Raw genomic sequence first — 24753 nt, forward strand, 5'->3', positions numbered from 1 at the left:
CTACTCGCGGACGATCCGGGCACTGTGCCCGGCGTAACTCACCACATCGCCGAGTTGCAGCTGGCGGCCGCGGCGCAGGTCGACCTCCCCGTTGACGCGCACCAGTCCGTCGGCGATGACGGCCTTGGCGTCGGCGCCGGAGTCGATCAGTCCGGCCAGCTTGAGAAACTGTCCGAGTCGGATCGATGCGTCACGGATGGGCACGTCGACAGGTCCTTCCACCCGTACAGATTAGTACCCCCTAGCATCTCCAGACGTGGAGCGCTGGGTGCTGCATCTGGACATGGACGCGTTCTTCGCCTCCGTGGAACAGTTGACTCGTCCCACCCTGCGCGGCCGACCGGTGCTGGTGGGCGGTCTGGGTGGGCGCGGGGTGGTGGCCGGCGCCAGCTACGAGGCGCGGGTGTTCGGCGCCCGCTCGGCGATGCCGATGCACCAGGCGCGGCGGATGGTGGGCGCCGGCGCGGTGGTGCTGCCCCCGCGCGGGGCGGTGTACGGCGCGGCCAGCGGCCGGGTGTTCGAGACGATCCGCACCGTGGTGCCGGTGCTGGAGCAGCTGTCCTTCGACGAGGCGTTCGGCGAACCCACCGAGATCGCCGGCGCCGACGCGGCCGAGGTCGAACGGTTCTGTGAAGCGTTACGCGCGAAGGTGTTCGACGAGACCGGGCTGGTGTCCTCGGTGGGCGCCGGGTCGGGTAAGCAGGTCGCCAAGATCGCCTCGGGTCTGGCCAAGCCCGACGGTGTCCGGGTGGTCCGCCGCGATGAGGAGCGGGTGCTCCTGGCCGGGCTGCCGGTGCGGAGCCTGTGGGGGATCGGGCCGGTGGCCGAAGAGAGGTTGCGCCGTCTGGGCATCGAGACCATCGGGGCGCTGGCGCAGCTGACCGACGGTGAGGTGGCCGATGTGCTCGGCGGCACCATCGGGCCGGCGCTGCACCGGCTGGCGCGCGGTATCGATGACCGGCCGGTCGCCGAACGCGCCGACGCCAAGCAGATCAGTGCCGAGTCCACGTTCGCCGAGGACCTGCGCACGCTGGCCGAACTGCGCGGCGCCGTCGACCGGATCGGCCGGTATGCGCACCGCCGGCTGCTCAAGGACGGCCGGGGTGCGCGGACGGTGACGGTGAAGCTGAAGCGAACCGATATGAGCACCCTGACCCGCTCGGCGACCCTGCCGTACGCCGCCACCGACGTCGCCCTGCTGGTTTCGACCGCCCGCCGGCTACTGCTCGACCCGATCGAGATCGGCCCGATACGTCTTGTCGGCGTTGGGTTTTCGGGGCTGTCCGATATCCAGCAGGAGTCGCTGTTCCCGGATCTCGAGCAGGGCGACGAGGACCTCGCCGCCGACGGGACCGACGGCGCCACGCCCGCACCGGCGGCCGCCGAGCCCCCCGCGTGGCGGATCGGTGACGATGTGTCCCATCCCGACCACGGGCACGGCTGGGTACAGGGCGCCGGGCACGGCGTGATGACCATCCGGTTCGAGACCCGATCGTCGGGACCGGGTATCGCCAGGACATTCCGGGCCGACCTGCCCGAGATCATCCGGGCCGACCCGATCGACAGCCTGGACTGGCGCGACTACCTGGACACCGTCCACAGGGACACCGAGTAGCGCCCGGATCGGAGGTCAGCCCCAGGCGGCGAACATCTCCGGCACCGATGCGCCGGCGCCCAGTGCGGCCATCAGCAGCACCCGGGCCTGGGCGGGACGCAGCGTCGGGGCCACCACGGCCCCGGCGTCGACCAGGGCGCGGCCCGGGCCGTAGGTCGGGCGCACCCGTCCGCCCGGTACCCGGCTGGAGACCGCGACGCTGACCCCGGCCGCGCAGGCGCGCCGGGCGCCGGCGATAAAAGCGTCCCCGGCATTGCCCGACCCCAACGCCTCGAGCACGACGCCGCGGGCGCCGGCGGCCACGCAGGCGTCCAGGGCGACGGCGTCCGCTCCCGGGTAGGCGGCGACGATATCGACCCGGGGCGCATCGGTCGCGCGCAGCGCCCCGAGCCACGGGCGCCGCGGCACGGTCTGCAGGCGCACCACACCGTCGTGCACGGAACCCACCGCCGAGCCCGCGAATCCGCGCAGGTCATCGGTGACGGCCTTGTACAAACCCAACGGCTGCCACACCATCCCGGCGAAACTCAGCAGCACTCCGGCACCGACGGCCTCGGGGCAGGCGGCCACCGCCAGCGCATCGCGCAGATTGCCCGGCCCATCGGCGTCGGGGTCGTCGGCGCTGCGCTGCGCGCCGGTCAGGACCACCGGGACGGCGCCGTCGTAGGTCAGCTGCAGCCACAGCGCCGTCTCCTCCATCGTGTCGGTGCCGTGGGTGACCACGATGCCGGTGGCTCCGAGGGCGACCTCGGCGGAGATCGCGTCGCTCATCCGGTCCCACTCGGCGGGGCCGAGCGCCGAACTGTCCACCGACATCAACTCGACCACCCGCACGTCGAAATCCAGGCCGAGGCCGCGGGTGAGATCCGCGCCGCTGCGGGTGGGGCGGGCCACACCGTCGGCGCCGGAACTGGTCGCGATGGTGCCGCCGGTGCTGATCACGACGAGCCGCTGCATGGCGGCAATTGTTCACCGAGTCGGGCGGCCGCGCGGCATCCGCCCGACAGTTTGGGATGATGGGCTGGTGACTGACGATTCGACAGGCTCGACCGAACCGGTGACCGCGGACCGAGAAGAGCAACCGCAGCCCCGGAAGCGGCTACGTCTGCTGCTGTCGATCGCCGGTGTGGTGCTGGTGCTCGACATCGTCACCAAGGTGCTTGCGGTACGCCTGCTGGTCCCCGGCCAGCCGGTGTCGATCATCGGGGACACCGTCACCTGGACCCTCGTCCGCAACTCGGGTGCCGCGTTCTCGATGGCGACCGGCTACACCTGGGCGCTGACGCTGATCGCCACCGGCGTCGTGATCGGCATCATCTGGATGGGGCGCCGACTGGTTTCGCCCTGGTGGGCGCTGGGGTTGGGCATGATCCTCGGCGGCGCGCTCGGCAACCTGGTCGACCGGTTCTTCCGGTCGCCCGGCCCGCTGCGCGGGCACGTGGTGGACTTCCTGTCGGTCGGCTGGTGGCCGGTGTTCAACGTGGCCGACCCCGCAGTGGTCGGCGGGGCGATTCTGCTGGTGGTGCTGTCGCTGTTCGGGTTCGACTTCGATACCGCCGGCAGGCGTGAGCCGGACACCAAGACCGACACCAAGGCCGACACAAAATCCGAGCCCGTCACAAAGACCGAGCCCGACATCAAGGCCGACACAAAGACCGACACAGAGACCGAGACCGAGCCCGAGACCACCGGGAGCAAGCCGGAACGGGTCGACGAGCAGCCGGATGTGACGAACTGATGACCACGCGCTCGATGCCCGTTCCGGAAGGACTGGCCGGCATGAGGGTGGATGCGGGCCTGGCCCGGCTGCTGGGCCTGTCGAGGACCGCTGCCGCCGCGATCGCCGAGGAGGGCGGCGTCGAACTCGACGGCGCGGCCGCGGGCAAGTCCGACAAGCTCGTCGCCGGCGCCTGGCTGGAGGTGCGGCTCCCGGCACCGCCCGCGCCGGTGGAGAACACGCCCGTCGACATCGAGGGCATGTCCATCCTGTACTCGGACGCCGACATCGTCGCGGTGGACAAGCCCGCGGGGGTGGCCGCCCATGCCTCGGTGGGCTGGACCGGGCCGACCGTACTCGGTGGGCTCGCTGCCGCCGGGTACCGCATCACCACCTCCGGGGTGCACGAACGTCAGGGGATCGTGCATCGCCTCGACGTCGGCACGTCGGGCGTGATGGTCGTGGCGATCTCTGAGCGGGCCTACACGGTGCTGAAACGAGCGTTCAAGCAGCGCACCGTGGACAAGCGGTATCACGCGCTGGTGCAGGGCCACCCGGACCCGTCCAGCGGGACCATCGATGCCCCGATCGGCCGGCACCGCGGTCATGACTGGAAGTTCGCGGTCACCGAGGACGGCCGACACAGCATCACCCACTACGACACCGTCGAGGCGCATGTTGCGGCCAGCCTGCTCGACGTGCATCTGGAAACCGGACGAACCCACCAGATCCGGGTGCATTTCTCGGCGCTGCACCACCCCTGCTGCGGGGACCTCACCTATGGTGCCGACCCGACCCTGGCCCGCAAGCTCGGGCTGGAACGGCAGTGGCTGCACGCCCGGTCGCTGGCGTTCGCGCATCCGGCGGACGGCCGGTGGATCGAGATCACCAGTCCCTATCCCGCCGACCTGCAACACGCCCTGGACATCTTACGCAGCCAAGACCGGTGACCGACGCCGCCACGCGCCGTTCCGGCCTGCTGTTCGGGATCGGCGCGTACGGCACGTGGGGGATGTTCCCGGCGTTCTTCCCGCTGCTCAAACCCGCCGGCGCGGTGGAGATCCTGGCGCATCGGATCGTCTGGGGCTTCCTCTTTCTCTTTGTGGTGGTCGTCGCGGTGCGGCGGTTGCGGGATCTGCGGTCGATCAGTGGCCGGACCTGGCTGCTGCTGGCGGCGGCGTCGGTGTTGATCTCGATCAACTGGCTGATCTACGTGTACGCGGTCAACAACGGTCACGTCGTCGACGCCGCACTCGGGTACTTCATCAATCCGCTGGTGACGGTGCTGCTGGGTCTGCTGCTCTTCCGGGAACGACTCAACCGCGCGCAATCCCTGGCTCTGGCGATCGCGGTGGTCGCGGTGGTGGTGCTGACCGTCCAGCTCGGCGCGCCGCCGTACATCGGGCTCGGTCTGGCGCTGACCTTCGGCCTGTACGGCGCGGTCAAGAAGGTGGTGCCGGTCGATCCGCGGGTCAGCGTCGGGATCGAGACGGCTTTGGTGACACCTGCGGCCTTGATCTATCTGATCGTGTTGCAGGCCCATGGGGACGGTGCGTTCGGGGCGCACGGCCCCGGACACATGGTGCTGATGATCCTGGCCGGCGTACTGACCGCGTTGCCGCTGCTCTTGTTCGCCGGTGCCGCACATCGTCTGCCGCTGGTGACGATGGGGCTGTTGTTCTACATGACTCCGGTCATGCAGATGTCCTGGGGCATCCTGGTGGGGCACGAACCGATGCCCGCGGCCCGCTGGGCCGGGTTCGTCCTGATCTGGCTGGCGCTGGCAGTGTTCACCGTCGATGCGGTCGTCCGGACACGGTCGGCGCGGGTCGCGCGGTCCCGCGCCTCGACCGGAGGCGCACAGGTGTGAGACCGACAACACTCCGCGGGCAATGGTCGTTCGTGGCACACAGAGTTACCAGCAACACCATGTAGCCTTGTCGCCAATGTCCAGACGTCCGAAGCTGACCGCGCGCGGCCTGCTCGCCTCAAACGGTCGCATGATCGTTCGGCATCCGGTACTGGTCATCGCGGCGTGGCTGGTCATCGCCGGTTCGCTGTTCGCGGCCCTTCCGCCGCTGCTCACGGTCGCCCAGCGCAACCCACCTGGCTTCCTGCCCGAGCAGTCTCCGGTCCTGGCAACCAGCCAGCAAATGAAGGATGCCTTCAACGAGGCGGGCGCGACCAACCTCATCGCTGTGATCCTCGTCAATGAGGACGGGCTGACCGACGCGGACGAGGCCACCTACCGCGAACTCGTGGACAATCTGCGGGCTCGCAACGACATCGTGGTGTCGATGCAGGATTTCGTCAGCATCAAGGAAATCCGCCCCGCGATGACGAGCAAGGACGGTAAGGCCTGGAACCTGCCGGTCAGCCTCAACGGCACGATGGGTACGGGCACCGGGCAGGCCGCCTACCGGGACGCCGTCAAGATCATCGAGGAGACGACGGCCGGCACGACGCTGAGGCCGAGTGTCGTCGGCGGTGCGGCGACGATGGAGGACGTCACCGGTATCGCGCTGCGCGATCAGGTGATCATCGAGGTCTCCACGGTCGTCACCGTTCTGCTGATCTTGATCATCGTCTACCGCAACCTGGTGGCGATGGTGATACCTCTGCTCACCATCGGTATCTCACTGGCCGTCGCGCAGCAGGTGGTCGCCGGCCTCGGCCTGCTCGGGCTGGGTCTCGCCCCGCAGACGATCGTGCTGATCACCGGCATGATGCTCGGCGCGGGCGTCGACTATGCGGTGTTCTTCTTCAGTCGATATCAGGAGTGTCTGCGCGAGGGCCTGAAGACCGACGACGCCATCATGAAGTCGATGGTCACCATCGGGGAGGTGATCGCGGGCTCCGCGGGCACGGTGGCGCTGACCTTCCTCGGGTTGTCCTTCGCCACCCTGAGCGTGTTCTCCACGGTCGGGCCGGCCCTCGCGGCGACCATCTTCATCGGGTTCCTGGGATCGATCACGCTGTTGCCGGCGTTCATCACCCTCGCCGGCCGGCGCGGTTGGGTGAACCCGCGCAAGGACATCACCGGTCCGATGTGGCGGCGGATGGGCGTCAGCATCGTCCGGCGACCCAAGCGCAACCTGTTCGGCAGCTTGGTCATCCTGGTCGCGCTGGCCGGATGCGCGCTGCTGGTCGACTTCAACTACGACGATCGCAAGAACCTGCCGCGGGATTCGGAGAGCAATCAGTCCTACGAGACGATGAACGCGCACTTCCCGGCGAGTGCCTCGGTCCAGCAGTTCATCGTGGTGCACTCCGAGACCCAGGATCTGCGCTCACCCCGGGCACTGGCCGACATGGAGCAGATGGCCCAGCGGATCAGCCAGCTGCCCGACATCGCGGCGGTTCGCGGCATCACCCGGCCCAACGGCGAGATGTTGACCGAGGCCCGGGCCACCCACCAGGCCGGTGAGGTGGGCGGCAAGCTCGGTGAGGCCACCGATCTCATCGACGAGAACGACTCCCGGCTCACCCAGCTCTCGGAGGGCGCCCACGCTCTGGCCGCCGCCCTGGACAAGATCCGCGATCAGGTGGTCGGGTCCGCCGACTCGATGCGCACCATTCTCAAGTCACTGGTGGAGATCGAGCAGGAGTACGGCGGCGAGGAAACCCTCAAAGACATCAACGTCGGCGCGGCGCTGGTGACGACGATGCGCACGCTCGGCAAGACCATGGGGGTCGGCCTCGAACAGGTGGTGCTGAACTACACCTGGATGGCGCCGATGGTGGCGCTGCTCAAGTCCAGCCCGATGTGCACCCTGGATCCCGCGTGCAACGCGGTGCGCATCGACATGGAGCGCATCGTCATCGCCTACGACGACGGCACCATCCAGCAGCTCTACGAACTCGCCAAGCAGATGGAGACGACGCAGGAGGGCGACGGCCTGCAGCGCTCGGTCACCGGTGTCACCGACAACCTGGAGCAGGCACTCGGTGCGGCCGGCCGACTGGGCCTGGACAGCCCGGAGGCCGTCGAGTCGCAGATGGACGAGCTGCTCACGGGCGTCAACATGCTCGCCGACTCCAGCGAGGCGCTGGCCCAGGGTGTCCAGCTGCTGGTGGACCAGACCCGGCAAATGGGCGGCGGCCTGAGCCAGGCGTCGGACTTCCTGCTGGCGATGAAGCGGGACGCGGCGGACCCGTCGATGTCCGGTTTCTACATCCCGCCGCAGATCCTGACCCGACCGGAGTTCGAGAAGGCGGCCAAGCTGTTCATCTCGCCGGACGGCCACACCGCCCGCTACATGGTGCAGACCGCGCTGGACCCGTTCGGCGCCGACGCGATGGACCAGGTCGACGACATTGTCGAAGCCGCCCTGAGTTCCCGGCCGAACACCACACTGGCCGACGCGGACATCGCCATGGTCGGCACCAGCGTGTTCCAGAACGAGATCCGCGGCTACTACAACGGCGACATCCAGTACATCGTGCTGGTCACCCTGATCGTGGTGTTCCTGATCCTGGCCCTGCTGCTGAAGGCGATCATCGCGCCGATCTACCTGGTGCTCTCGGTGGTGCTGTCCTATATGTCTGCGCTGGGCATCGCCGTGGTGTTCTTCCAGATCATCCTCGACCAGCCGATCTTCTGGAACACGCCGGGCATGACGTTCCTGGTGCTGGTGGCCGTCGGTGCGGACTACAACCTGCTGCTCATCTCCCGAATACGGGAGGAGGCGCATCGCGGAACCCAGGTGGCGGTGATCCGGACCATCGGCGCGACCGGCGGCGTCATCACCTCTGCCGGCCTGATCTTCGCAGCGTCCATGCTGGCCATGACGGTCAGTAGCATCGCGGCGATCGTGCAGCTCGGGTTCATCATCGGTGTCGGCCTGCTGCTGGACACCTTCCTGGTGCGCACCATCACCGTGCCGGCGATCGCGGTGATGCTGGGGGAGAAGAACTGGTGGCCCACGACGGTGCCGAGCGAGCTGAAGCGGCGCATCCCGTTGCTCAAGCGCCGCTCGGAGCCCGCGGCACGGACCGCACCACTGACCTTCCCGGTCGACGACGATCCCTACGACGACGACACCGATGTCGGGTACGGCGTCGCCGTCGCCAAGGCGTCGATGGTCAGCGCAGCCTGGCGGGCGCGATAGCCGGCTGAGCCGAAGGATCAGGCGCTTCGGAACACCGCTGCCATCTGGGCTGCGGCGTCGGCCCAGTCGCCGTGTGCGGCGGCCCAGGCGCGCAGGGCGGCACGGTCCACCTCCGCCGCCTGCTGCCGGGCGTCGATGAGACCCCGGGCCAGTTCCTCGGCCCCGGGTCCGACGGGGTAGATCCGCCGGCCTCCGGTCAGGTCGGCCAGATGGTTGATCGGCTGCCCCACGATCGGGCAACCCATGCTGAGGGACAGCAGTGCGCTGCCCGAGGTGAAGAAGGCGTGATGTGCGAAAACGGAAGCGTCCGCGGCGGCGAAGTACGTGGGCACCTCGTCACCCGGAATTCTTCTCGCGTGCACCATGATTCGAGGATCACGGTGCGCAAGCTCGAGTTCGGCCGAGACATCGCCCTCGGGTTCACCGGCGACGACGAGCCGATCGTCGGCACCGGCGATCAGCTGGAACGCCCGGATGACGTCGGCGAGCCCCTTGTACGGGCGGATCTTCCCGAAGGCCAGCGCGACGAATCCCCGGGGTGGCAGACCGAGTGCGGTGCGGGCCACGGCCTGTGACGGTGGTGCCGGGTGCACGTTCACATAGGCCGGGTGGTGGACGACGGTGCAGGGCCCGGTGTAGCCGAACTCCTGCTGCAGAATCTCCTGTGCTCCGGGGAAGTGGATGAAGACGTGGTCGGTGCGCGCCAACAATTCCGCGCGGAAACAGCGCCCCAGCTCCGGGTGCGGGTCGTCGTGGGGGACCAGGTTGTGTGCGGTCCACGCGATACGGATTCCGCGGCGTTTGAGGCGGCGTATGTGCTGGTGAAAGGACTCCGCACGGGCCATGTAGAGCCACCGCAGATGATGAACGTGGGCCTCGGTCGACCAGTGCACGTGCAGCCAGTCGCCGGGTTGTAGTCGAGTGGCCCCGACACCGAGGAGATGAGGAGTGCGCACCCGCAGTCCCTCATCGCGTAGTCCGTCGACCACTCTGGGTAGGTAGTCGGTGGTCATCCACCGGGGCCACTCGAGGACCCGGACCGCCCGCTCGGATGTGCGCGCCGACCGTCCGTCACCGCTGGGGTTTTCGACATCCGTTGCGGCAGTGGGCTTCAACCCCTGGGTGAGTAAGCGTGGCACGGCGCGTGACTTTACCTGGGTTTTCCCGCGCGGTGGGTCGGCCGTTGTGGCCCTGCGCCCGAACGAGGGTCGTACTCCCCACCATCAAAGTAGTTGTCATTGCCGTTGATTCGAGTCGCCCGACGGCCGGATGGCAGGCAGGGGCCGGTGGGCGCCCGCCCAGGACGTCGCGGTGAATCCGGAGAGGTTTGCCAGGATCGCTGCATCGTGGACATCCCCGGCCCGTTGACGTGCGGTTATCGCCAACGCGGGAGGGGCGAAGGACCCGTTGCGCACGCGCTGTGCCGATCGTCGCCGGGCGGCCGACGCCGCAGCCGCGGTTGCCGGACCCTGAGTCGACGCGTCGATCGGCGGTCGATGTGATGTACTGGCACCGACGACCCGGCGTTCGGCCCAGCAGGCCTGCCATCTCCGTCTTCCGAACGTCACCCGCGAGCCTGGAGTGCAGTCAAATGAAACTCAGCGTGATTGGAACGGGCTATCTGGGCGCCGTTCACGCCGCCTGCATGGCACAGATCGGCCACGAGGTGGTCGCCTACGACACCGACGCGTCCAAGATCGCGCAACTGTCGACCGGCACCTCGCCGTTCTACGAGCCCGGGTTCGACGAACTGCTCGCCGAGGTGCTGGCCACCGGCCGGCTCCGGTTCACCCAATCGGTACAGGAGGCGGTGTCCGGGGCGTCGGTGCACTTCGTCTGCGTCGGTACACCGCAGTTGGCTGGCTCGGATGCGGCAAACATCGAGTATGTCGACAGCGCGTTCCGGACCGTGGCCGCCAACGCCGACTGTGACGGACTGATCATCGGCAAGTCGACCGTCCCGGTCGGCACCGCCCAGCGGCTGTCCGGTGAAGTCGCGCAGGCCGACTCGCCGCACCGGCTGGAGGTGGCCTGGAATCCGGAGTTCCTCCGGGAGGGCAAGGCCATCGAGGACACCCTCAAGCCGGACCGCCTGGTCTTCGGTGTCACGTCCGAGTACGCGGAGAAGACGCTGCTGGAGGTGTACGGCAGCATCATCGAGGCCGGGACCCCGTATCTGACCGCGGATCTGCCGACTTCGGAACTGGTCAAGGTGTCGGCCAACGCCTTTCTGGCGACCAAGATCTCGTTCATCAACGCGATGGCCGAAGTATGCGAGATCGTCGACGCCGACGTCGTCACGCTCAGCCGCGCGCTGGGATATGACGACCGGATCGGCAACCGATTCCTCAACGCGGGCTTGGGCTTCGGTGGCGGTTGCCTACCCAAGGACATCCGCGCGTTCAGCGCACGGGCCGGTGAGCTCGGCGCCTCGGATGCGCTCCGCTTCCTGCACGAAGTCGACAAGATCAACCTGCGCCGGCGGGAGAAGGCCGTCTCGGTGGCCCGCGCCGTGGTGGGCGGGGAGTTCCTGGGCAAGAGCATCGCCGTGCTGGGGGCCGCGTTCAAGCCCAACAGTGACGACGTGCGCGATTCGCCGGCCTTGAACGTCGCCGCCGCGATGCATCTGAAGGGCGCCGACGTTCGGGTGCACGATCCGAAGGCGATCGAGAACGCCAAGGCACGGTTCCCGACGCTCGGCTACTTCGACAGCATCGACGATGCCTGCCGCAACGTGGATCTCATCGTGCTGGCCACCGAATGGGATGAGTACACGGCGATCGACCCCGTCGCGTTCCGCTCGGTCGTCAAGCAGGCCCGCCTGCTCGACACCCGCAACGTGATCGACCGGGAATACTGGTCGGGCGCCGGGTGGCAGGTGTACTCGCTGGGCCGAGGCGGATTGAACGTCTGAGCGCGATGATTTCCCACGATGTGGCGACCGAGGAGGCGCGGGCGTGACAGGGCTGACGATCGAGGTGATCATCCCGGTCCGGGACATGGCGGATCACCTGCCCAAGCTGCTGAGCCCGATACTCGACCAGCTCGGCGACGGTGACCGGGTCACCGTCGTCGACGATGCCTCGACCGATGCGACCGCAGAGGTGGCGCGCTCACTGGGCGCCGATGTCGTCACGCTGACCGACAGTCGCGGCCCCTACTATGCGCGCCAGATCGCCGCCAGCAGGTCGCGCGCCGACATTCTGCTGTTCATCGACGGCCGGTGCCGGCCGCTGCCGGGCCTGCTCGACGCGCACCGAGCGCTACAGCAGCAACCGGGAGTTGCGCTGTCCTGCACCAACGTCCGGACAGTGTCCGGGCCCACCCTGGCCGCCCGGATGGCGGCCAAGATGCAACCCTTCATGCTGCCCCGCTCGGGCGGGGCGATGAAGGCGACGATCGGGATGGTGCCCCCCAAACCGGATTACTATCCGACGGCCAATCTGGGGATCGACCGGACCGCATTCGCGAAGGTGGGCGGATTCCGGGAGATGCGCGGCGGTGGCGATCTCGACATCTGCTGGCGGATCCAGGAACAGGCGCTGGGCACGATCGCGACCGACACCCGGGTGTTGATGGAGTGGGAACCCCGGGCGGCCATGCGGGACATGGGCAGCCAGTGGAAGCGCTACGGGCACAGCAATGCCTATCTGCGCTGGGCGCACCGCAACGACGCGGCGGGCACCGCCGGGCATGCGGCACCCAAACACTCACCGGTCGAGGCCTGGACGACGCTGCGCGCCGAATTGCGGCGCCCGGTCGGGGAACTGGCGGCCAATGCGCTCGTCGGGCTGGCGTTCCAGTACGGCTTCGTCTCCGCGTGGCTGAAGCGCTCGGAGTTCGTGATGCCCAAGCATTTCGAGGTCGTCCCGGAGTTGGACGCCCCATAGAACGCCTCGGTCGCCGCTGATTTTCGGTGCCGGAATTCCCGACAGCAATTTGCATTCGCGAACCTTACTGAATCAAATATATGTGCCGACGTTACGAGACCTTAGGGTGGGGGTCTGGTTTTACGTTGCCCCATGCGCATATCCGCGTACGGCGGACCGCGTGACCTGACGCGCAGAGGGGATAATGCAGCCGACCGGAAAACGTGCGGTACGAATGATTTTCATAGTCACGTTTTTATGGATTGCCATTCTGCAGTACGTAGTTCTGGTCATCGCCCGCGCTGAACCGTATCCCGCGATAATTCTGCCCGGATTTCCGGCGCATTGCCCGGGCTGTCTGCTGGAAACCGGTGTCGCGGCAACGAAAAGCCCGGAGTTGCGCGTTCGTTTCGGCGACGGCCACACCGAGAAGGTTTCCGTCCGTGACATTCTCCCGCCCGGACCGTCGGTGAGCCTGATGGCGTTCTCGTCCGCCTTCTCGGATGACGACGTCAAGGCCAATCCGGAGACCGTCGCGTTTCTGAAGGCCAGAACGGAGCGGCTGTTCCCGGGACAGGACGTGGCGGGCCTGGACATCGTGTGGCGTTCGACGATCTACCGGGCGCCCGATGAATCCGATCTCGAGCACGTGGAGCTGTACACGATCAACGTCGATTTCGGTGATGCCCAATGAAATTGGGGGAGAAGTTCGACCGCTGGGTCGCAAGTGGACCGTTCACGCCGGCCGATCTGGGAATTTATCGCATCATCTATGCGGTGGCCGCGCTGCTGACCGCGCCCGATATCCGTTGGATCAGCCAGTATCCGGATGTCATCTTCAATCCGCCGCCGGGGCCGATCGCATTGTTCACCGGATTCCCGTCCCTCACCGTGCTGATCGTGTTGGAGGTGCTCCGCACCGTCACCCTGCTGATGCTGGGCCTGGGTATCTGGACGAGATACGTGTCCATTGCGGCGTGGGTGATGCTGACCGTCACTGCCGGGCTGACCTACTGTTTCGGCAAGATCGACCACTCGATATTGATGGTCGTCGTGCCACTGGTATTCGCGTTTTCTGGCTGGGGGAATCGCTTTTCGATCGACGCTTTGCGCCGCGAGGGCGAGGCCCCGCCCCAGCAGCAATGGCCATTGCGCCTCATGGCGTTGTTGATCGCCTGGGCGTTCGCGGCCGCGGCGATGACGAAGCTGTTGACCGGGTGGCTGTCGTTCTCCAGTCAGGGTGCTCGGGGATACTTCGTCCTCGGCTTCCTCACCGAGGACAACGTCTATCTGTTGGCGCCGTGGGTGGCCGCCCACGATGTGACAGCGGTCTGGGAGTTCGCCGACTGGGCCACCGTCATCTTCGAATTCTCCCTGCTGTTCGCCCTGCCGTGGTGGCGGGCGTTCAGGACGGCGCTCGCGGTGGCGACGACCTTCCATCTCGGCGTGCTGTTCGTCATGAACATCGATTTCAGCCACGCGGTGGTCGCCTACGCCGCGTTCGTGTCCTGGGGCGCCATCGCCGCCCGGCTCGGCCGCTACCGGCCGCTCCGCACGCTGGCCCGGCTCTTCGACCCGGGCGCCGAGCCCCTCGCCGGCCCGCCCGCATACCTACTCCTGGGGCTGGCCACAATCGCCGTCGGCGGTGGCACCTGGTATCTGATGATCAACCCACTGGGGGAGCTACCCACCGGGTCGCTACTGGGCAATGTGTTCATCGTGGTGGCCGGGCTCGGCGGCCTGACCTACCTCGCGCTGGAACTGCGCAACGTGGTGTGGGGACGCCGCGACGGTGACACCCCCGATGACGATCGGCCTCAGGCCTCCAGCTTGCCGCCCTCGACCGCCGCCCGGTAACCCCGGACGGTGGCCGGCACGAACAGCGCTGCCAGCACCACCGCCCACAGCAGGGTCAGCAGCAGCGGCTGCCATACGTCTCCGCCGGAGGACAGCGCCCGCATGGCCGCTGCCGGCGGCGCGATCGGCTGGTACTCGGCAAGGGGGCGCAGCACCGCCGGGATGCGGTCGACCGGGATCAGCGTCGCGAATGCCAGGCCCATGCAGCCACTCTGGGTCCAGGTGAGGATCAGCCGGCCCTGTGGGCGCAGCGCGAGCGTGATGACGATGGTGGCGAAGACGAGCACGACGATCACCGGGATCAACAGGTACAGAACGAACATCAGCCAACCGCCGGTGAACCGGAAACCCATCGCGTAGGCGGCCGCGACGACGAATGCCGATCCGATGAAGGTGCGTGCCGCCTCGGCCAACAAGGCACCGGTCAGCGGCGCGGTTCGGTGCACCGGCATCATCCACATCCGGGTCAGCAGACCGCTGTCCCGGTCGTAGGGCACCGAGAGACCCGCGCCGACGGCAGCCGACATGGCCCCGGCCAGGGTGCAGACCGGGATCAGCAGATCCAGTCCGCTGTTACCGGTGATACGCACCATCGACTTGCCCACCAGCAGGCCGTAGATGACCAGCAGTCCGGTCGGGAAGAGCAGCGCCTGCAGCGGGACCATCGGGTACCGGCGCCACTGGATGAACAAGCGGCCGGCGAAGATCCAGCTCTCCGTCAGAAGCGAATGCCGGTGCTCGGGGCTCGTGGTCATGATCGCCGTCCCTGGAGTCGCACGGCGATGACACCGAAGATCACCAGCAGACCGACGCACCACGCCAGGCTGGCCGCCAGGTTGCCGGTGTCGACCGAACCGCTGGTGAAGTCACGCAAGGTCTCGGTGATCTGCGAGATCGGCTGGTACTGCACGAAGGGATGCAGCCAGGACGGGAAGGCGTCCAGCGGGGCGAGGCCGGTCGACAACAGCACCAGCAGCAACTGCGGGACGAGCAGCAGCTGGCTGGCCACCTCGGTGCGCCCGGCCTTGCTGCCGGTCGCGTCGGCGCCCAACGACAACGCCAGCGTGAGGATCAGGGACATCGCCACGAATGCGACGAAGTATCCGAGGCCGGCAGTCAGCCGGAAGCCGAACAGGTAGGCGGCCAGGAACGAGGCCGCCAGTGCCAGTATTCCGCGCACCAGGCAGTAGCTCATCCGGGCCATCAGCGGGGCGTACGGCGAGATGGGCAGCGTGCGCATCCGGGCGCCCAGTCCGCTGATCTTCTCCCAGGCCGCCCGGTCGGTGGTGGTGAGCGCACCGAACAGCATCGCCTGGACGACCACGGCCGGTAACACATACTGGGCGTAGGTCATCTCGCCGACGGCGATGATGTCGCGCAGCAGGAAGGTCAGTCCGATCAACCCGGCGATCGGTACCAGCGTGGCAAAGACCAAGTCCACCCGGCTCTTGCGCAAGATGCGGGCCGTGAGGATCGCGACCGCCGTCACGTCGTGGTGACCGGGCTGGTGAGATGCAGGAACACCTCATCGAGCGAAGGCCGGCGCAGTGAGATGTCGATGAGTTCGACACCGATCTCGTCCATCCGCCGGAACACCTCGGTCAACGTCGCCACGCCCGAGGGGGCCGGCACGGACACGGTGTTGGCGTCGGTATCGACCTCGACCTCGTCGAAATCGGAGAGCGCTGCGGCGATCCGCGGCAGGTCGTCAGGGTTCAGCGGTGTCATCTCGCAGTAGCTCGAGCCGGTCTGGCGCTTGAGTTCGTCGGCGGTGCCCTTGGCGACGATCTGACCGGCGTTGAGGATCACGATCGAATCGCTGAGGATGTCGGCTTCCTCCAGGTACTGCGTCGTCAGCAGCACCGTGATGTCCTGAGCCTTCAACGAGGACACCAGATTCCACACGTCACGGCGGCTGCGCGGGTCCAGGCCGGTGGTCGGTTCGTCCAGGAAGAGCACCTTGGGCAGGATCACCAGGGACACGGCGATGTCGATGCGCCGCCGCATGCCTCCGGAGTAGCCGACGACCTGGCGGTCGGCCGCATGGCTCATGTCGAACTGGTCGATGAGTTCGTCGGCGCGGGCACGGGCCTCGGCCCGGCGCAGACCGCGCAGCCGGCCGAACAGCACGAGGTTCTCCCGGCCGGTGAGCCGTGGATCGAGGGCGGCATCCTGACCGGTGACACCGATGTTCTGGCGCACCTTGGCGGGCTCACGGGCGACGTCGTACCCGGCAACCACCGCGGTGCCCGAACTCGGGGTCAGCAAGGTCGACAGGATCTTGACCGTCGTCGTCTTGCCTGCGCCGTTGTGCCCCAGCAACGCACACACGGACCCGGTCGGAACGGAAAAGCTCACGTCGCGCAGGGCGGGCACGCTGCCGCCGAATGTCTTGGCGACATTATTGAGCTCGATCACGGAGTCATACGATACAGCCGCCGCCCGGTATGTGAGACCTTCGGTCGCGGGTTGTCCCGGGTTGTCGCGGGGTTTCGCCGGCCCCGGGACGAGCCCCTCGCACTGTGTGCGACGACACGTCATGCGACACGCGCGGATCTGTCGGAGCGCACCAATAGACTGGCCACCCTATGAGCGCTTCGTTTGTGCACCTGCATAACCACACTGAGTATTCGATGCTCGACGGTGCCGCGAAGGTCAAGCCGATGATCGCCGAGGCCCAGCGCCTCGAGATGCCCGCGATCGGCATGACCGACCACGGGAACATGTTCGGGGCCAGCGAGTTCTACAACGTCGCCACCGACGCCGGCATCAAGCCCATCATCGGGATCGAGGCGTACATCGCCCCCGCTTCGCGGTTCGAGAAGAAGCGCGTGCAGTGGGGCGACCCCAGCCAGAAATCCGACGACGTGTCGGGCAGTGGTTCCTACACGCACATGACGATGGTCGCCGAGAACGCGACCGGGCTGCGCAACCTGTTCAAGCTGTCCTCGCTGGCCTCCTTCGAAGGACAGCTCGGCAAGTGGTCGCGGATGGACGTCGAGATCATCGCCGAGCATGCCGAGGGCATCATCGCCACCACAGGCTGCCCGTCCGGCGAGGTGCAGACCCGGCTGCGCCTCGGCCACGAACGCGAGGCGTTGGAGGCCGCGGCCAAATGGCAGGACATCTTCGGCAAGGAGAACTTCTTCCTGGAGTTGATGGACCACGGCATCGAGATCGAGCGCCGGGTCCGCGAGGGTCTGCTCGACATCGGCCAGAAGCTCGGCATCCCGCCGCTGGCCACCAATGACTGTCACTATGTGACACAGGAGGCCTCCCGCAACCACGAGGCGCTGCTGTGCATCCAGACCGGCAAGACGCTGTCGGACCCGACCCGCTTCAAGTTCGACGGTGACGGCTACTACCTGAAATCGGCCGCCGATATGCGCGCGCTGTGGGACTCGCAGGTGCCCGGCGCCTGCGACTCCACCCTGCTGATCGCCGAGCGGGTGCAGTCCTACGCCGACGTGTGGGCTCCGCGCGACCGGATGCCGGTCTTCCCGGTTCCCGAGGGTCACGACCAGGGCAGCTGGTTGCGGCACGAGGTCAACGAAGGTCTGGCCCGCCGGTTCCCCGACGGTGTGGCGCAGGAGTACCTGGACCGCGCCGACTATGAGATCAAGGTCATCTGTGACAAGGGCTTCCCGGCCTACTTCCTGATCGTCGCGGACCTGATCAACTACGCACGCTCGGTGAACATCCGGGTGGGCCCGGGACGTGGCTCGGCGGCGGGCTCACTGGTGGCCTACGCGATGGGCATCACCAACATCGACCCGATCCCGCACGGGCTGCTGTTCGAGCGCTTCCTCAATCCCGAACGCCCCTCGGCTCCCGATATCGATATCGACTTCGACGACCGCCGGCGCGGCGAGATGGTGCGCTACGCCTCCGAGAAATGGGGCAGTGACCGGGTCGCCCAGGTCATCACCTTCGGCACCATCAAGACCAAGGCCGCGCTCAAGGACTCGGCCCGGGTCAACTACGGCCAGCCCGGCTTCGCCATCGCCGATCGGATCACCAAGGCGCTGCCGCCGCCGATCATGGCCAAGGACATCCCCCTCTCGGGCATCACCGACCCGAAACACGAGCGGTACAAGGAAGCCGCCGAGGTGCGCGGGCTGCTGGAAACCGATCCCGACGTACGCACCATCTACGAGACCGCGCGTGGTCTGGAAGGCCTGGTCCGCAACGCCGGCGTGCACGCCTGCGCGGTGATCATGAGCTCCGAACCGCTGACGGACGCGATTCCGCTGTGGAAGCGGCCGCAGGACGGCGCCATCATCACCGGCTGGGATTACCCGTCGTGTGAGGCCATCGGCCTGCTCAAGATGGACTTCCTGGGCCTGCGCAACCTCACCGTGATCGGTGACGCGCTGGAGAACATCAAGGCCAACCGCGGCATCGATCTGGACCTGGATCATCTGCCGCTCGATGATCCGGCCACCTATGAGCTGCTGTCCCGCGGTGACACGCTGGGCGTGTTCCAGCTCGACGGCGGGCCGATGCGCGATCTGCTGCGCCGCATGCAGCCCACCGGGTTCAACGACATCGTCGCCGTGCTGGCCCTGTACCGGCCCGGCCCGATGGGCATGAATGCGCACAACGACTACGCCGACCGCAAGAACGGTCGCCAGGAGATCAAGCCGATCCACCCGGAGCTCGAGGAGCCGCTCAAGGAGATCCTGTCGGAGACCTACGGTCTGATCGTCTACCAAGAGCAGATCATGTTCATCGCCCAGAAGGTCGCCGGCTACTCGATGGGCAAGGCCGACGCGCTGCGAAAGGCGATGGGCAAGAAGAAGCTCGAGGTCCTGGAAGCCGAGTACAAGGGCTTCCTGGAGGGAATGACCGCCAACGGTTTCTCCGCTGCTGCGGTGAAAGCGCTGTGGGACACCATCCTTCCGTTCGCCGGGTACGCGTTCAACAAATCGCACGCCGCCGGCTACGGGCTGGTGTCCTTCTGGACCGCCTACCTCAAGGCCAACTACCAGGCCGAGTACATGGCCGGTCTGCTCACCTCGGTCGGTGACGACAAGGACAAGGCCGCGGTCTACCTGTCGGACTGCCGCCGGCTCGGCATCACCGTGCTGCCCCCGGATGTCAACGAATCGGTGCACAACTTCGCCTCGGTCGGCCAGGACATCCGGTACGGCCTCGGCGGCGTGCGCAACGTCGGCGCGAATGTGGTGCAGTCGATCATCAACGGCCGCACCGAGAAGGGGAAGTACACCGACTTCTCCGATTACCTGAACAAGATCGACATCGCCGCCTGCAACAAGAAGGTCACCGAATCGCTGATCAAGGCGGGGGCCTTCGACTCGCTCGGGCATCCCCGCAAGGGCCTGTTCCTGGTGCACGCCGACGCGGTCGACTCGGTGCTCGGCACCAAGAAAGCCGAGGCGATCGGCCAGTTCGATCTGTTCGGTGGCGGAGACGCCGACTCCGGAATCGAGTCGGTGTTCACCATTCCGGTGCCGGAGGGGGAGTGGGAGGACAAGCACAAGCTGGCCCTCGAGCGGGAGATGCTGGGGCTCTATGTGTCCGGGCATCCGCTGGACGGGGTGGCGCACCTGCTGGCCGCCCACGTGGACACCCAGATCCCGGCGATTCTGGAAGGCGATATCGGCAACGATGCGCAGGTGCGCATCGGCGGCATCCTGGCCTCGGTGAACCGCCGGGTCAACAAGAACGGATTGCCCTGGGCCTCAGCGCAAGTGGAGGACCTCACCGGCGGCATCGAGGTGTTGTTCTTCCCGCAGACCTATTCGGCGTTCGGTGCCGACATCGCCGACGACGCAGTGGTGATCGTCGGTGCCAAGGTCGCCATCCGGGACGACCGGATCTCGTTGATCGCCAACGATCTGGTCGTGCCGGACTTCTCGAACGCCCAGGGCGATCGTCCGGTCGCGGTCAGCCTGCCGACGCGGCAGTGCACGGTCGACAAGGTGACCGCGCTCAAGCAGGTGCTGGCCCGTCATCCCGGGACGTCGCAGGTGCATCTGCGGCTGATCAGTGGTGAACGCATCACCACGCTGGAACTCGACCAGTCGCTGCGCGTGACGCCGTCCTCGGCCCTGATGGGTGATCTCAAGGCGCTGCTCGGCCCCGGCTGCCTGGGCGGTTGAGCGACCGCTACCGACAGAAGTCGCTCCGCCGTAGACCCCGCGGCATGGTGTCGGTCGGGGAGAAGCCGACGGGAAGCTAGCGGCGCGCGGACACTCCGCCGGCCAGCCACACGGCGGTCGCCGCAGCGGCGGCGGTCAGCACGGCCGGACCCGGGCTGGCGGCGATGACGCCGACCGCGACGAGCACCAGGGCTCCCAGGATCAGCGCGACCACCTTGTACATCGGCCACGGGACGCCGGCGATGTTGATTTCGGTGTGCGTGCTCACGGGTCCACGATAGCTCGTAACCCAGAGTTCGGCCAGCCGAAACATTGCGCGTGTCGAACGTCTCGCCGGGGTGTTGTCCCAGCACGATCGGGGTAACCGGTTTTCGCCCGCAGGGCAGGAAGTGGCACCATTGAACGGTGTCTGCAGACCTGAGCCGAGTCCCACGCGTTTCGCCGCTGTCCGCGGCCGACATCGACGAGGCCGCTGCACGAATTTCCGACGTCGTCACCCGCACTCCGCTGCAGTTCAGCGACCGGCTGTCGGCGGCGACCGGCGCCCAGGTGTACCTGAAGCGCGAGGACCTGCAGGCGGTGCGGTCCTACAAGCTGCGCGGTGCCTACAACGTGTTGATGCAGCTCACGCCGGAGGAACTCGCGGCCGGTGTGGTCTGTTCATCGGCCGGCAACCACGCCCAGGGCTTCGCGCTGGCCTGCCGGTCGATGGGGGTGCATGGCCGGGTGTATGCGCCGGCCAAGACGCCGAAGCAGAAGCGCGACCGCATCCGCTACCACGGCGGCGAGTACATCGAACTGATCATCGGCGGCAAGACCTACGACATGGCCGCCGAGGCCGCGCTCGACGATGTCGCGCGCACCGGGGCCACCCTCGTCCCGCCGTACGACGACCCGCGGACGATGGCCGGCCAGGGCACCATCGCGGTCGAACTGCTCGAGCAGCTGTCCGCCGAGCCCGACGTGGTCATCGTCCCGGTCGGCGGTGGCGGTTGCATCGCCGGCATCACCACCTACCTGTCCGAGCGCACCACGACGTCCTCGGTGCTGGGTGTCGAGCCGGCGGGCGCGGCGTCGATGATGGCCGCGCTGGCCGCGGGTGGTCCCGTGACGCTCGATCACGTCGACCAGTTCGTGGACGGGGCCGCGGTGGCCAAGGCCGGCACCCACACCTACACCGCGCTCGCCGCGGCCGGGGACATGCTCTCGATCACGTCGGTCGACGAGGGCGCGGTGTGCTCGGCGATGCTCGACCTGTACCAGAACGAGGGCATCATCGCCGAGCCCGCGGGAGCGCTGTCGGTGGCCGCACTGTTGGAGGCCGACATCGCCCCCGGCTCCACCGTGGTGTGCATCATCTCCGGCGGCAACAACGACGTGTCCCGATACGGCGAGATCCTGGAGCGCTCCCTGGTGCACCGCGGCCTCAAGCACTACTTCCTGGTGGACTTCCCGCAGGAGCCCGGCGCCCTGCGTGGGTTCCTGGACAGTGTGCTCGGCGTCAACGACGACATCACCCTGTTCGAGTACGTCAAGCGCAACAACCGCGAAACCGGTGAAGCCCTGGTCGGGATCGAGTTGAGTTCGGCCGCAGATCTCGAGGGGCTGATCGAGCGGATGCAGGAATCCGAGGCGCACGTCGAGCTGTTGGAGCCCGGTTCGCCGACCTACCGTTACCTGACCTGAGCGGGAATGTTCAGAATCCCCTCAGCGCCGGTGCTTTCGGCGGGGTAGCTGCTTCTCGCACACAATATTCTGTCCATTCTGCCGTTGGTGGGTGGACACCGACGAACGTACCCTCGAGGGGTGCCCACCAGGAATGCGACGCTCGCGGAGTTTCTCCGGCAACACCGGGCCAAGCTGCAGCCGAGTGCTGTCGGGCTCCCGGAAGGACGCCGTCGGCGTGTGACAGGGTTGCGTCGGGAAGAGGTGGCCAGTCTGGCCGGCATCAGTCCCGACTACTACCACCGAATCGAGCAAGGACGCGAGCGGCCCTCCGACCAGGTGCTCGACGCGATCGCCCGTACCCTGCTGCTCAGTCCCGACGCGACGGCGTATCTGCGGAACCTGGCAGCGAATCACGCTGCGCGGCAACCGATCGTCCGGCTGCAGCGGTCGATCGATCCCGCGCTGCAAGACCTGATCGACAATTGGTATTCCTCTCCGGCGAGTATCTATGACGGTTCCCTCACCGCGGTGATGGCCAACGGGGGCGCGGCCGCGCTGTCGGACAGCTTCGCGGTCGGAGGAAATCCGGTGCGCAGCTTGTTCCTCGACGAGCGCAAGCGCGAGTTCTACCGCAACTGGGACGGTCTGACCGCATGGGCCGTGCGGGGGCTTCGTGACTTCGCCGGCCACCACCCGGATCCGAGGCTGGACGCGTTGATCGATGAATTGCATACGCGGAGTGCACACTTCCGCAAGCTGTGGGCCACGTACGACGTCAGGAGCCACAGCCGTGGTCTCCTGCTGATGAACCACCCGCAGGTCGGTCCGCTCGATCTGCATTTCCAGCACCTGGGCCTGCGCGGCAGCGATCACATCATGGTGGTCTACTGGGCAGACCCGGGCTCGCCCTCGGAGGTGGCGTTGCGGGCATTGACCGAGTGCCGATCTCCCAGCGCGGTCTGACGGCAGCACGAGATATTCCGCCATGGAACCAGCGGGGGATGCTTCACGCCTGACCCGATTCCTTGGCGGCCCGGTCGATCACGTCGGCGACGGCGCGCGGATGAGTGAGGAACACGACGTGACTGGCGTCGATCTCGGTGATCTCTGCACCGACGCGCTCGGCGGTCTGCCGGAGCATCCTCGGATCGATGGCCTCGTCCGCAGTGGCGACCACCGCCCAGCTGGGCTTGGTCCGCCAGGCGGCCTGGGTGAGCGTCTCGTCGAAGATCGACATGTTGATCGGTACCTGAGAGTCGCGCAGGAACGCGGCGACCTCGTCGGTGGTGTCCCCGGCGAATCCGGCCTTGAACTTCTCCATGTTCACGAACCCGAAATCGTCCGACCCGGTTTCGATCACGAAACTGGGCGGCGTGGGGTAGTCGGCGTACTGCTGGCTGGTGGTCTCCCCGGCATCGGGTGCCAGTCCGGACACGTAGACCAGCCCGGTGACCTTCGGGTCCACACCGACCTCGGTGATCACGGTGCCGCCGTAGGAGTGTCCGACGAGCACCGTCGGACCGTCCTGGCGGTCGATGACGCGCTGGGTCGCGGAGATGTCGTCGCTCAGCGAGGTGAGCGGATTCTGCACGATCGTGACCCGGTACCCGCGGGCGACGAGCTCGTCGTACACGCCGCGCCAGCCGGACCCGTCGGCGAAGGCGCCGTGCACGAGCACGACGTTCTTCACATCCGCGGGTTGCGCGTGGGCCGGCCCGCTGGGGGCGATGGTGGCGAGGAACGTCGCGGCTGCGGCGGCAGCGGTGACAAGGCTGCGGAAGGGGATGTTCATGAAGGTCCTTTCGTTGGGCTGTGCAGGTCACCGGACGGCAACTCCGCCGCGCGGTCGGGAATCGGTTCGGTCTCGGCGCGGACCTGCTCCAGTAACCGGGTGATTCCGTCGACGATCACGGTGAACAGGGCGGCGCCGCCGGCCGCGGTCGCCGACGTGGGCCGGCCGACGACACCGCTGTGGGTCACGTCGGGCATCGGATAGGTCAGCACCCGGCTGAATGTGCGGTCCTCTTCGTCAACGGCCCGGTCGAGCGAGACGAGATCCGGATCGAGATGCAGCACCATCGACGTCTCGGCCACGTTCGCGTGCGGGTCGTCGGCGTCACTGAAGTACCCCTTGTGGGCTTCGGCGTTGATGTCGTACAGCGATGCGAAACAGGTTCGTAACGAGGGATGTTCGTGGCGCAGGGTGAGCAGAGCGCTCTGCGCGGCGGGCCCGTTGGTGGCATGGGCGTTGATCACCACCAGCTTCCGGAACCCGGAGGTGGCCACCCAGCGCCCGGTGTCGGTGACGATCGCGGTCAGCGTCGCGACCGACAGCGACAAGGTGCCCGGCCAGTGCGCGGTGTGCCCGAGCGAACAGCCGTAAGCCAAAGCGGGGAGCATGATGTCTCCGGTGCGCGCGACGGCGGCGGTGGTGGCGGCCGCGGCCAGCAGGGTGTCGGTGCCGGTGGGCAGGTGCGCGCCGTGCTGCTCGATCGCACCCAACGGCAACACCGCGACGGCTCCCGAACGTGCGGCCGCGGCCACCTCGTCGCGATTCAGATCGCACCACTTCGGCATATGGCGTCGTCCCTCCGCTCGGGGTGTCCATGACCGGTCAGGGCGTCGGCCGTGAGCAGAAGTTATGTCGCCGATCGACGCTCCAGCCAGGCCTGCCATGAAACTATGGACACGTTGCACGCAGACCGCCCCGACATCGCGGGGTTAGGTTGGCCGGACAGCGCCACCGCTCGGTTCTCCGGCGCGGCGGCGCAGTCTGTCAGGGGAGACCGTT

The 24753-nt window shown here is 67.3% G+C and carries 21 protein-coding genes; 12 read left to right on the plus strand and 9 right to left on the minus strand.

Annotated elements, in window-relative coordinates; genetic code table 11:
- Complete coding sequence (locus K0O62_RS13900) at positions 1-222, minus strand: RNA-binding S4 domain-containing protein (protein ID WP_073854825.1); 222 nt, start codon at positions 220-222, stop codon at positions 1-3.
- A 61-nt stretch (positions 223-283) separates the two neighbouring features.
- Here K0O62_RS13900 and K0O62_RS13905 point away from each other — a divergent pair, with 61 nt between their 5' ends.
- Positions 284-1615, plus strand: a complete 1332-nt coding sequence (locus K0O62_RS13905; RefSeq protein WP_234800007.1) for a DNA polymerase IV — start codon at positions 284-286, stop codon at positions 1613-1615.
- Positions 1616-1630: 15 nt separating this feature from the next.
- On the opposite strand, the gene K0O62_RS13910 is transcribed toward K0O62_RS13905, so the two are convergent.
- Positions 1631-2572 (minus strand): asparaginase, encoded by a 942-nt coding sequence (locus K0O62_RS13910; RefSeq protein WP_073854829.1) that lies wholly within the window; start codon positions 2570-2572, stop codon positions 1631-1633.
- 64 nt (positions 2573-2636) lie between these two features.
- Between K0O62_RS13910 and lspA the strand changes: the two genes are divergently transcribed.
- From lspA to K0O62_RS13930, 4 genes are all read left to right on the plus strand, one after another.
- Positions 2637-3353 (plus strand): signal peptidase II, encoded by a 717-nt coding sequence (gene lspA, locus K0O62_RS13915; protein ID WP_372512894.1) that lies wholly within the window; start codon positions 2637-2639, stop codon positions 3351-3353.
- Complete coding sequence (locus K0O62_RS13920) at positions 3353-4282, plus strand: RluA family pseudouridine synthase (protein WP_073854833.1); 930 nt, start codon at positions 3353-3355, stop codon at positions 4280-4282. Before lspA ends, K0O62_RS13920 begins: the two co-directional genes overlap by 1 nt.
- Positions 4279-5202 carry an EamA family transporter RarD gene (gene rarD, locus K0O62_RS13925; protein ID WP_073854835.1) on the plus strand — a complete coding sequence of 308 codons (924 nt, stop codon included), beginning with the start codon at positions 4279-4281 and terminating at the stop codon, positions 5200-5202. Before K0O62_RS13920 ends, rarD begins: the two co-directional genes overlap by 4 nt.
- A 76-nt stretch (positions 5203-5278) precedes the next feature.
- Positions 5279-8443 (plus strand): MMPL/RND family transporter, encoded by a 3165-nt coding sequence (locus K0O62_RS13930; protein ID WP_097933520.1) that lies wholly within the window; start codon positions 5279-5281, stop codon positions 8441-8443.
- Between the two features lie 17 nt (positions 8444-8460).
- Here K0O62_RS13930 and K0O62_RS13935 read toward each other — a convergent pair whose 3' ends face one another.
- Entirely contained in the window at positions 8461-9582 is a 1122-nt protein-coding gene (locus K0O62_RS13935; RefSeq protein WP_131817375.1) for a glycosyltransferase, read from the minus strand.
- Between the two features lie 452 nt (positions 9583-10034).
- On the opposite strand from K0O62_RS13935, the gene K0O62_RS13940 reads away from it, so the two are divergent.
- The 4 genes from K0O62_RS13940 to K0O62_RS13955 all read left to right on the plus strand — a co-directional run bounded on the left by K0O62_RS13940 (position 10035) and on the right by K0O62_RS13955 (position 14169).
- Positions 10035-11357 carry a UDP-glucose dehydrogenase family protein gene (locus K0O62_RS13940; RefSeq protein WP_073854839.1) on the plus strand — a complete coding sequence of 441 codons (1323 nt, stop codon included), beginning with the start codon at positions 10035-10037 and terminating at the stop codon, positions 11355-11357.
- Between the two features lie 43 nt (positions 11358-11400).
- Positions 11401-12333, plus strand: coding sequence for a glycosyltransferase family 2 protein (locus K0O62_RS13945; protein WP_109789054.1), 933 nt, complete (start codon positions 11401-11403; stop codon positions 12331-12333).
- A 184-nt stretch (positions 12334-12517) separates the two neighbouring features.
- Entirely contained in the window at positions 12518-13006 is a 489-nt protein-coding gene (locus K0O62_RS13950; protein ID WP_073854841.1) for a hypothetical protein, read from the plus strand.
- On the plus strand, positions 13003-14169 hold the full coding sequence (locus K0O62_RS13955) for a hypothetical protein (RefSeq protein WP_073854843.1): 1167 nt from the start codon (positions 13003-13005) through the stop codon (positions 14167-14169). Before K0O62_RS13950 ends, K0O62_RS13955 begins: the two co-directional genes overlap by 4 nt.
- Here the strand turns inward: K0O62_RS13955 and K0O62_RS13960 are convergent.
- Genes K0O62_RS13960 through K0O62_RS13970 form a run of 3 tightly spaced genes read right to left on the minus strand, consistent with a single transcriptional unit; the run spans position 14130 to position 16587 of the window.
- Positions 14130-14924 carry an ABC-2 transporter permease gene (locus K0O62_RS13960; RefSeq protein ID WP_073854845.1) on the minus strand — a complete coding sequence of 265 codons (795 nt, stop codon included), beginning with the start codon at positions 14922-14924 and terminating at the stop codon, positions 14130-14132. The genes K0O62_RS13955 and K0O62_RS13960 overlap by 40 nt on opposite strands.
- A complete protein-coding gene (locus tag K0O62_RS13965) occupies positions 14921-15658 on the minus strand; it encodes an ABC transporter permease (protein ID WP_073854847.1) in 738 nt (245 codons plus the stop codon). The genes K0O62_RS13960 and K0O62_RS13965 overlap by 4 nt, the downstream gene beginning before the upstream one ends.
- Positions 15655-16587, minus strand: a complete 933-nt coding sequence (locus K0O62_RS13970; RefSeq protein ID WP_073854849.1) for an efflux ABC transporter ATPase subunit, DrrA-related — start codon at positions 16585-16587, stop codon at positions 15655-15657. Before K0O62_RS13970 ends, K0O62_RS13965 begins: the two co-directional genes overlap by 4 nt.
- Before the next feature lie 170 nt (positions 16588-16757).
- On the opposite strand from K0O62_RS13970, the gene dnaE reads away from it, so the two are divergent.
- The gene (gene dnaE, locus K0O62_RS13975; RefSeq protein WP_073854851.1) at positions 16758-20294 is read left to right on the plus strand and encodes a DNA polymerase III subunit alpha; all 3537 of its coding nucleotides are present in this window, start codon (positions 16758-16760) and stop codon (positions 20292-20294) included.
- Between the two features lie 76 nt (positions 20295-20370).
- Here the strand turns inward: dnaE and K0O62_RS13980 are convergent, their stop codons facing one another.
- Complete coding sequence (locus K0O62_RS13980; protein WP_097933524.1) at positions 20371-20562, minus strand: hypothetical protein; 192 nt, start codon at positions 20560-20562, stop codon at positions 20371-20373.
- A 137-nt stretch (positions 20563-20699) separates the two neighbouring features.
- Between K0O62_RS13980 and ilvA the strand changes: the two genes are divergently transcribed.
- Positions 20700-21980, plus strand: a complete 1281-nt coding sequence (ilvA, locus tag K0O62_RS13985; RefSeq protein ID WP_073854855.1) for a threonine ammonia-lyase IlvA — start codon at positions 20700-20702, stop codon at positions 21978-21980.
- 120 nt (positions 21981-22100) lie between these two features.
- Complete coding sequence (locus tag K0O62_RS13990) at positions 22101-22925, plus strand: helix-turn-helix domain-containing protein (protein ID WP_073854857.1); 825 nt, start codon at positions 22101-22103, stop codon at positions 22923-22925.
- A 43-nt stretch (positions 22926-22968) separates the two neighbouring features.
- On the opposite strand, the gene K0O62_RS13995 is transcribed toward K0O62_RS13990, so the two are convergent.
- Positions 22969-23754 carry an alpha/beta fold hydrolase gene (locus tag K0O62_RS13995; RefSeq protein ID WP_073854859.1) on the minus strand — a complete coding sequence of 262 codons (786 nt, stop codon included), beginning with the start codon at positions 23752-23754 and terminating at the stop codon, positions 22969-22971.
- Positions 23751-24539 carry a creatininase family protein gene (locus K0O62_RS14000; protein WP_073854861.1) on the minus strand — a complete coding sequence of 263 codons (789 nt, stop codon included), beginning with the start codon at positions 24537-24539 and terminating at the stop codon, positions 23751-23753. The genes K0O62_RS13995 and K0O62_RS14000 overlap by 4 nt, the downstream gene beginning before the upstream one ends.
- Positions 24540-24753 lie beyond the last annotated feature (214 nt).

This window comes from Mycolicibacterium diernhoferi, from assembly GCF_019456655.1.
In the GTDB taxonomy this organism is placed as follows: domain Bacteria; phylum Actinomycetota; class Actinomycetes; order Mycobacteriales; family Mycobacteriaceae; genus Mycobacterium; species Mycobacterium diernhoferi.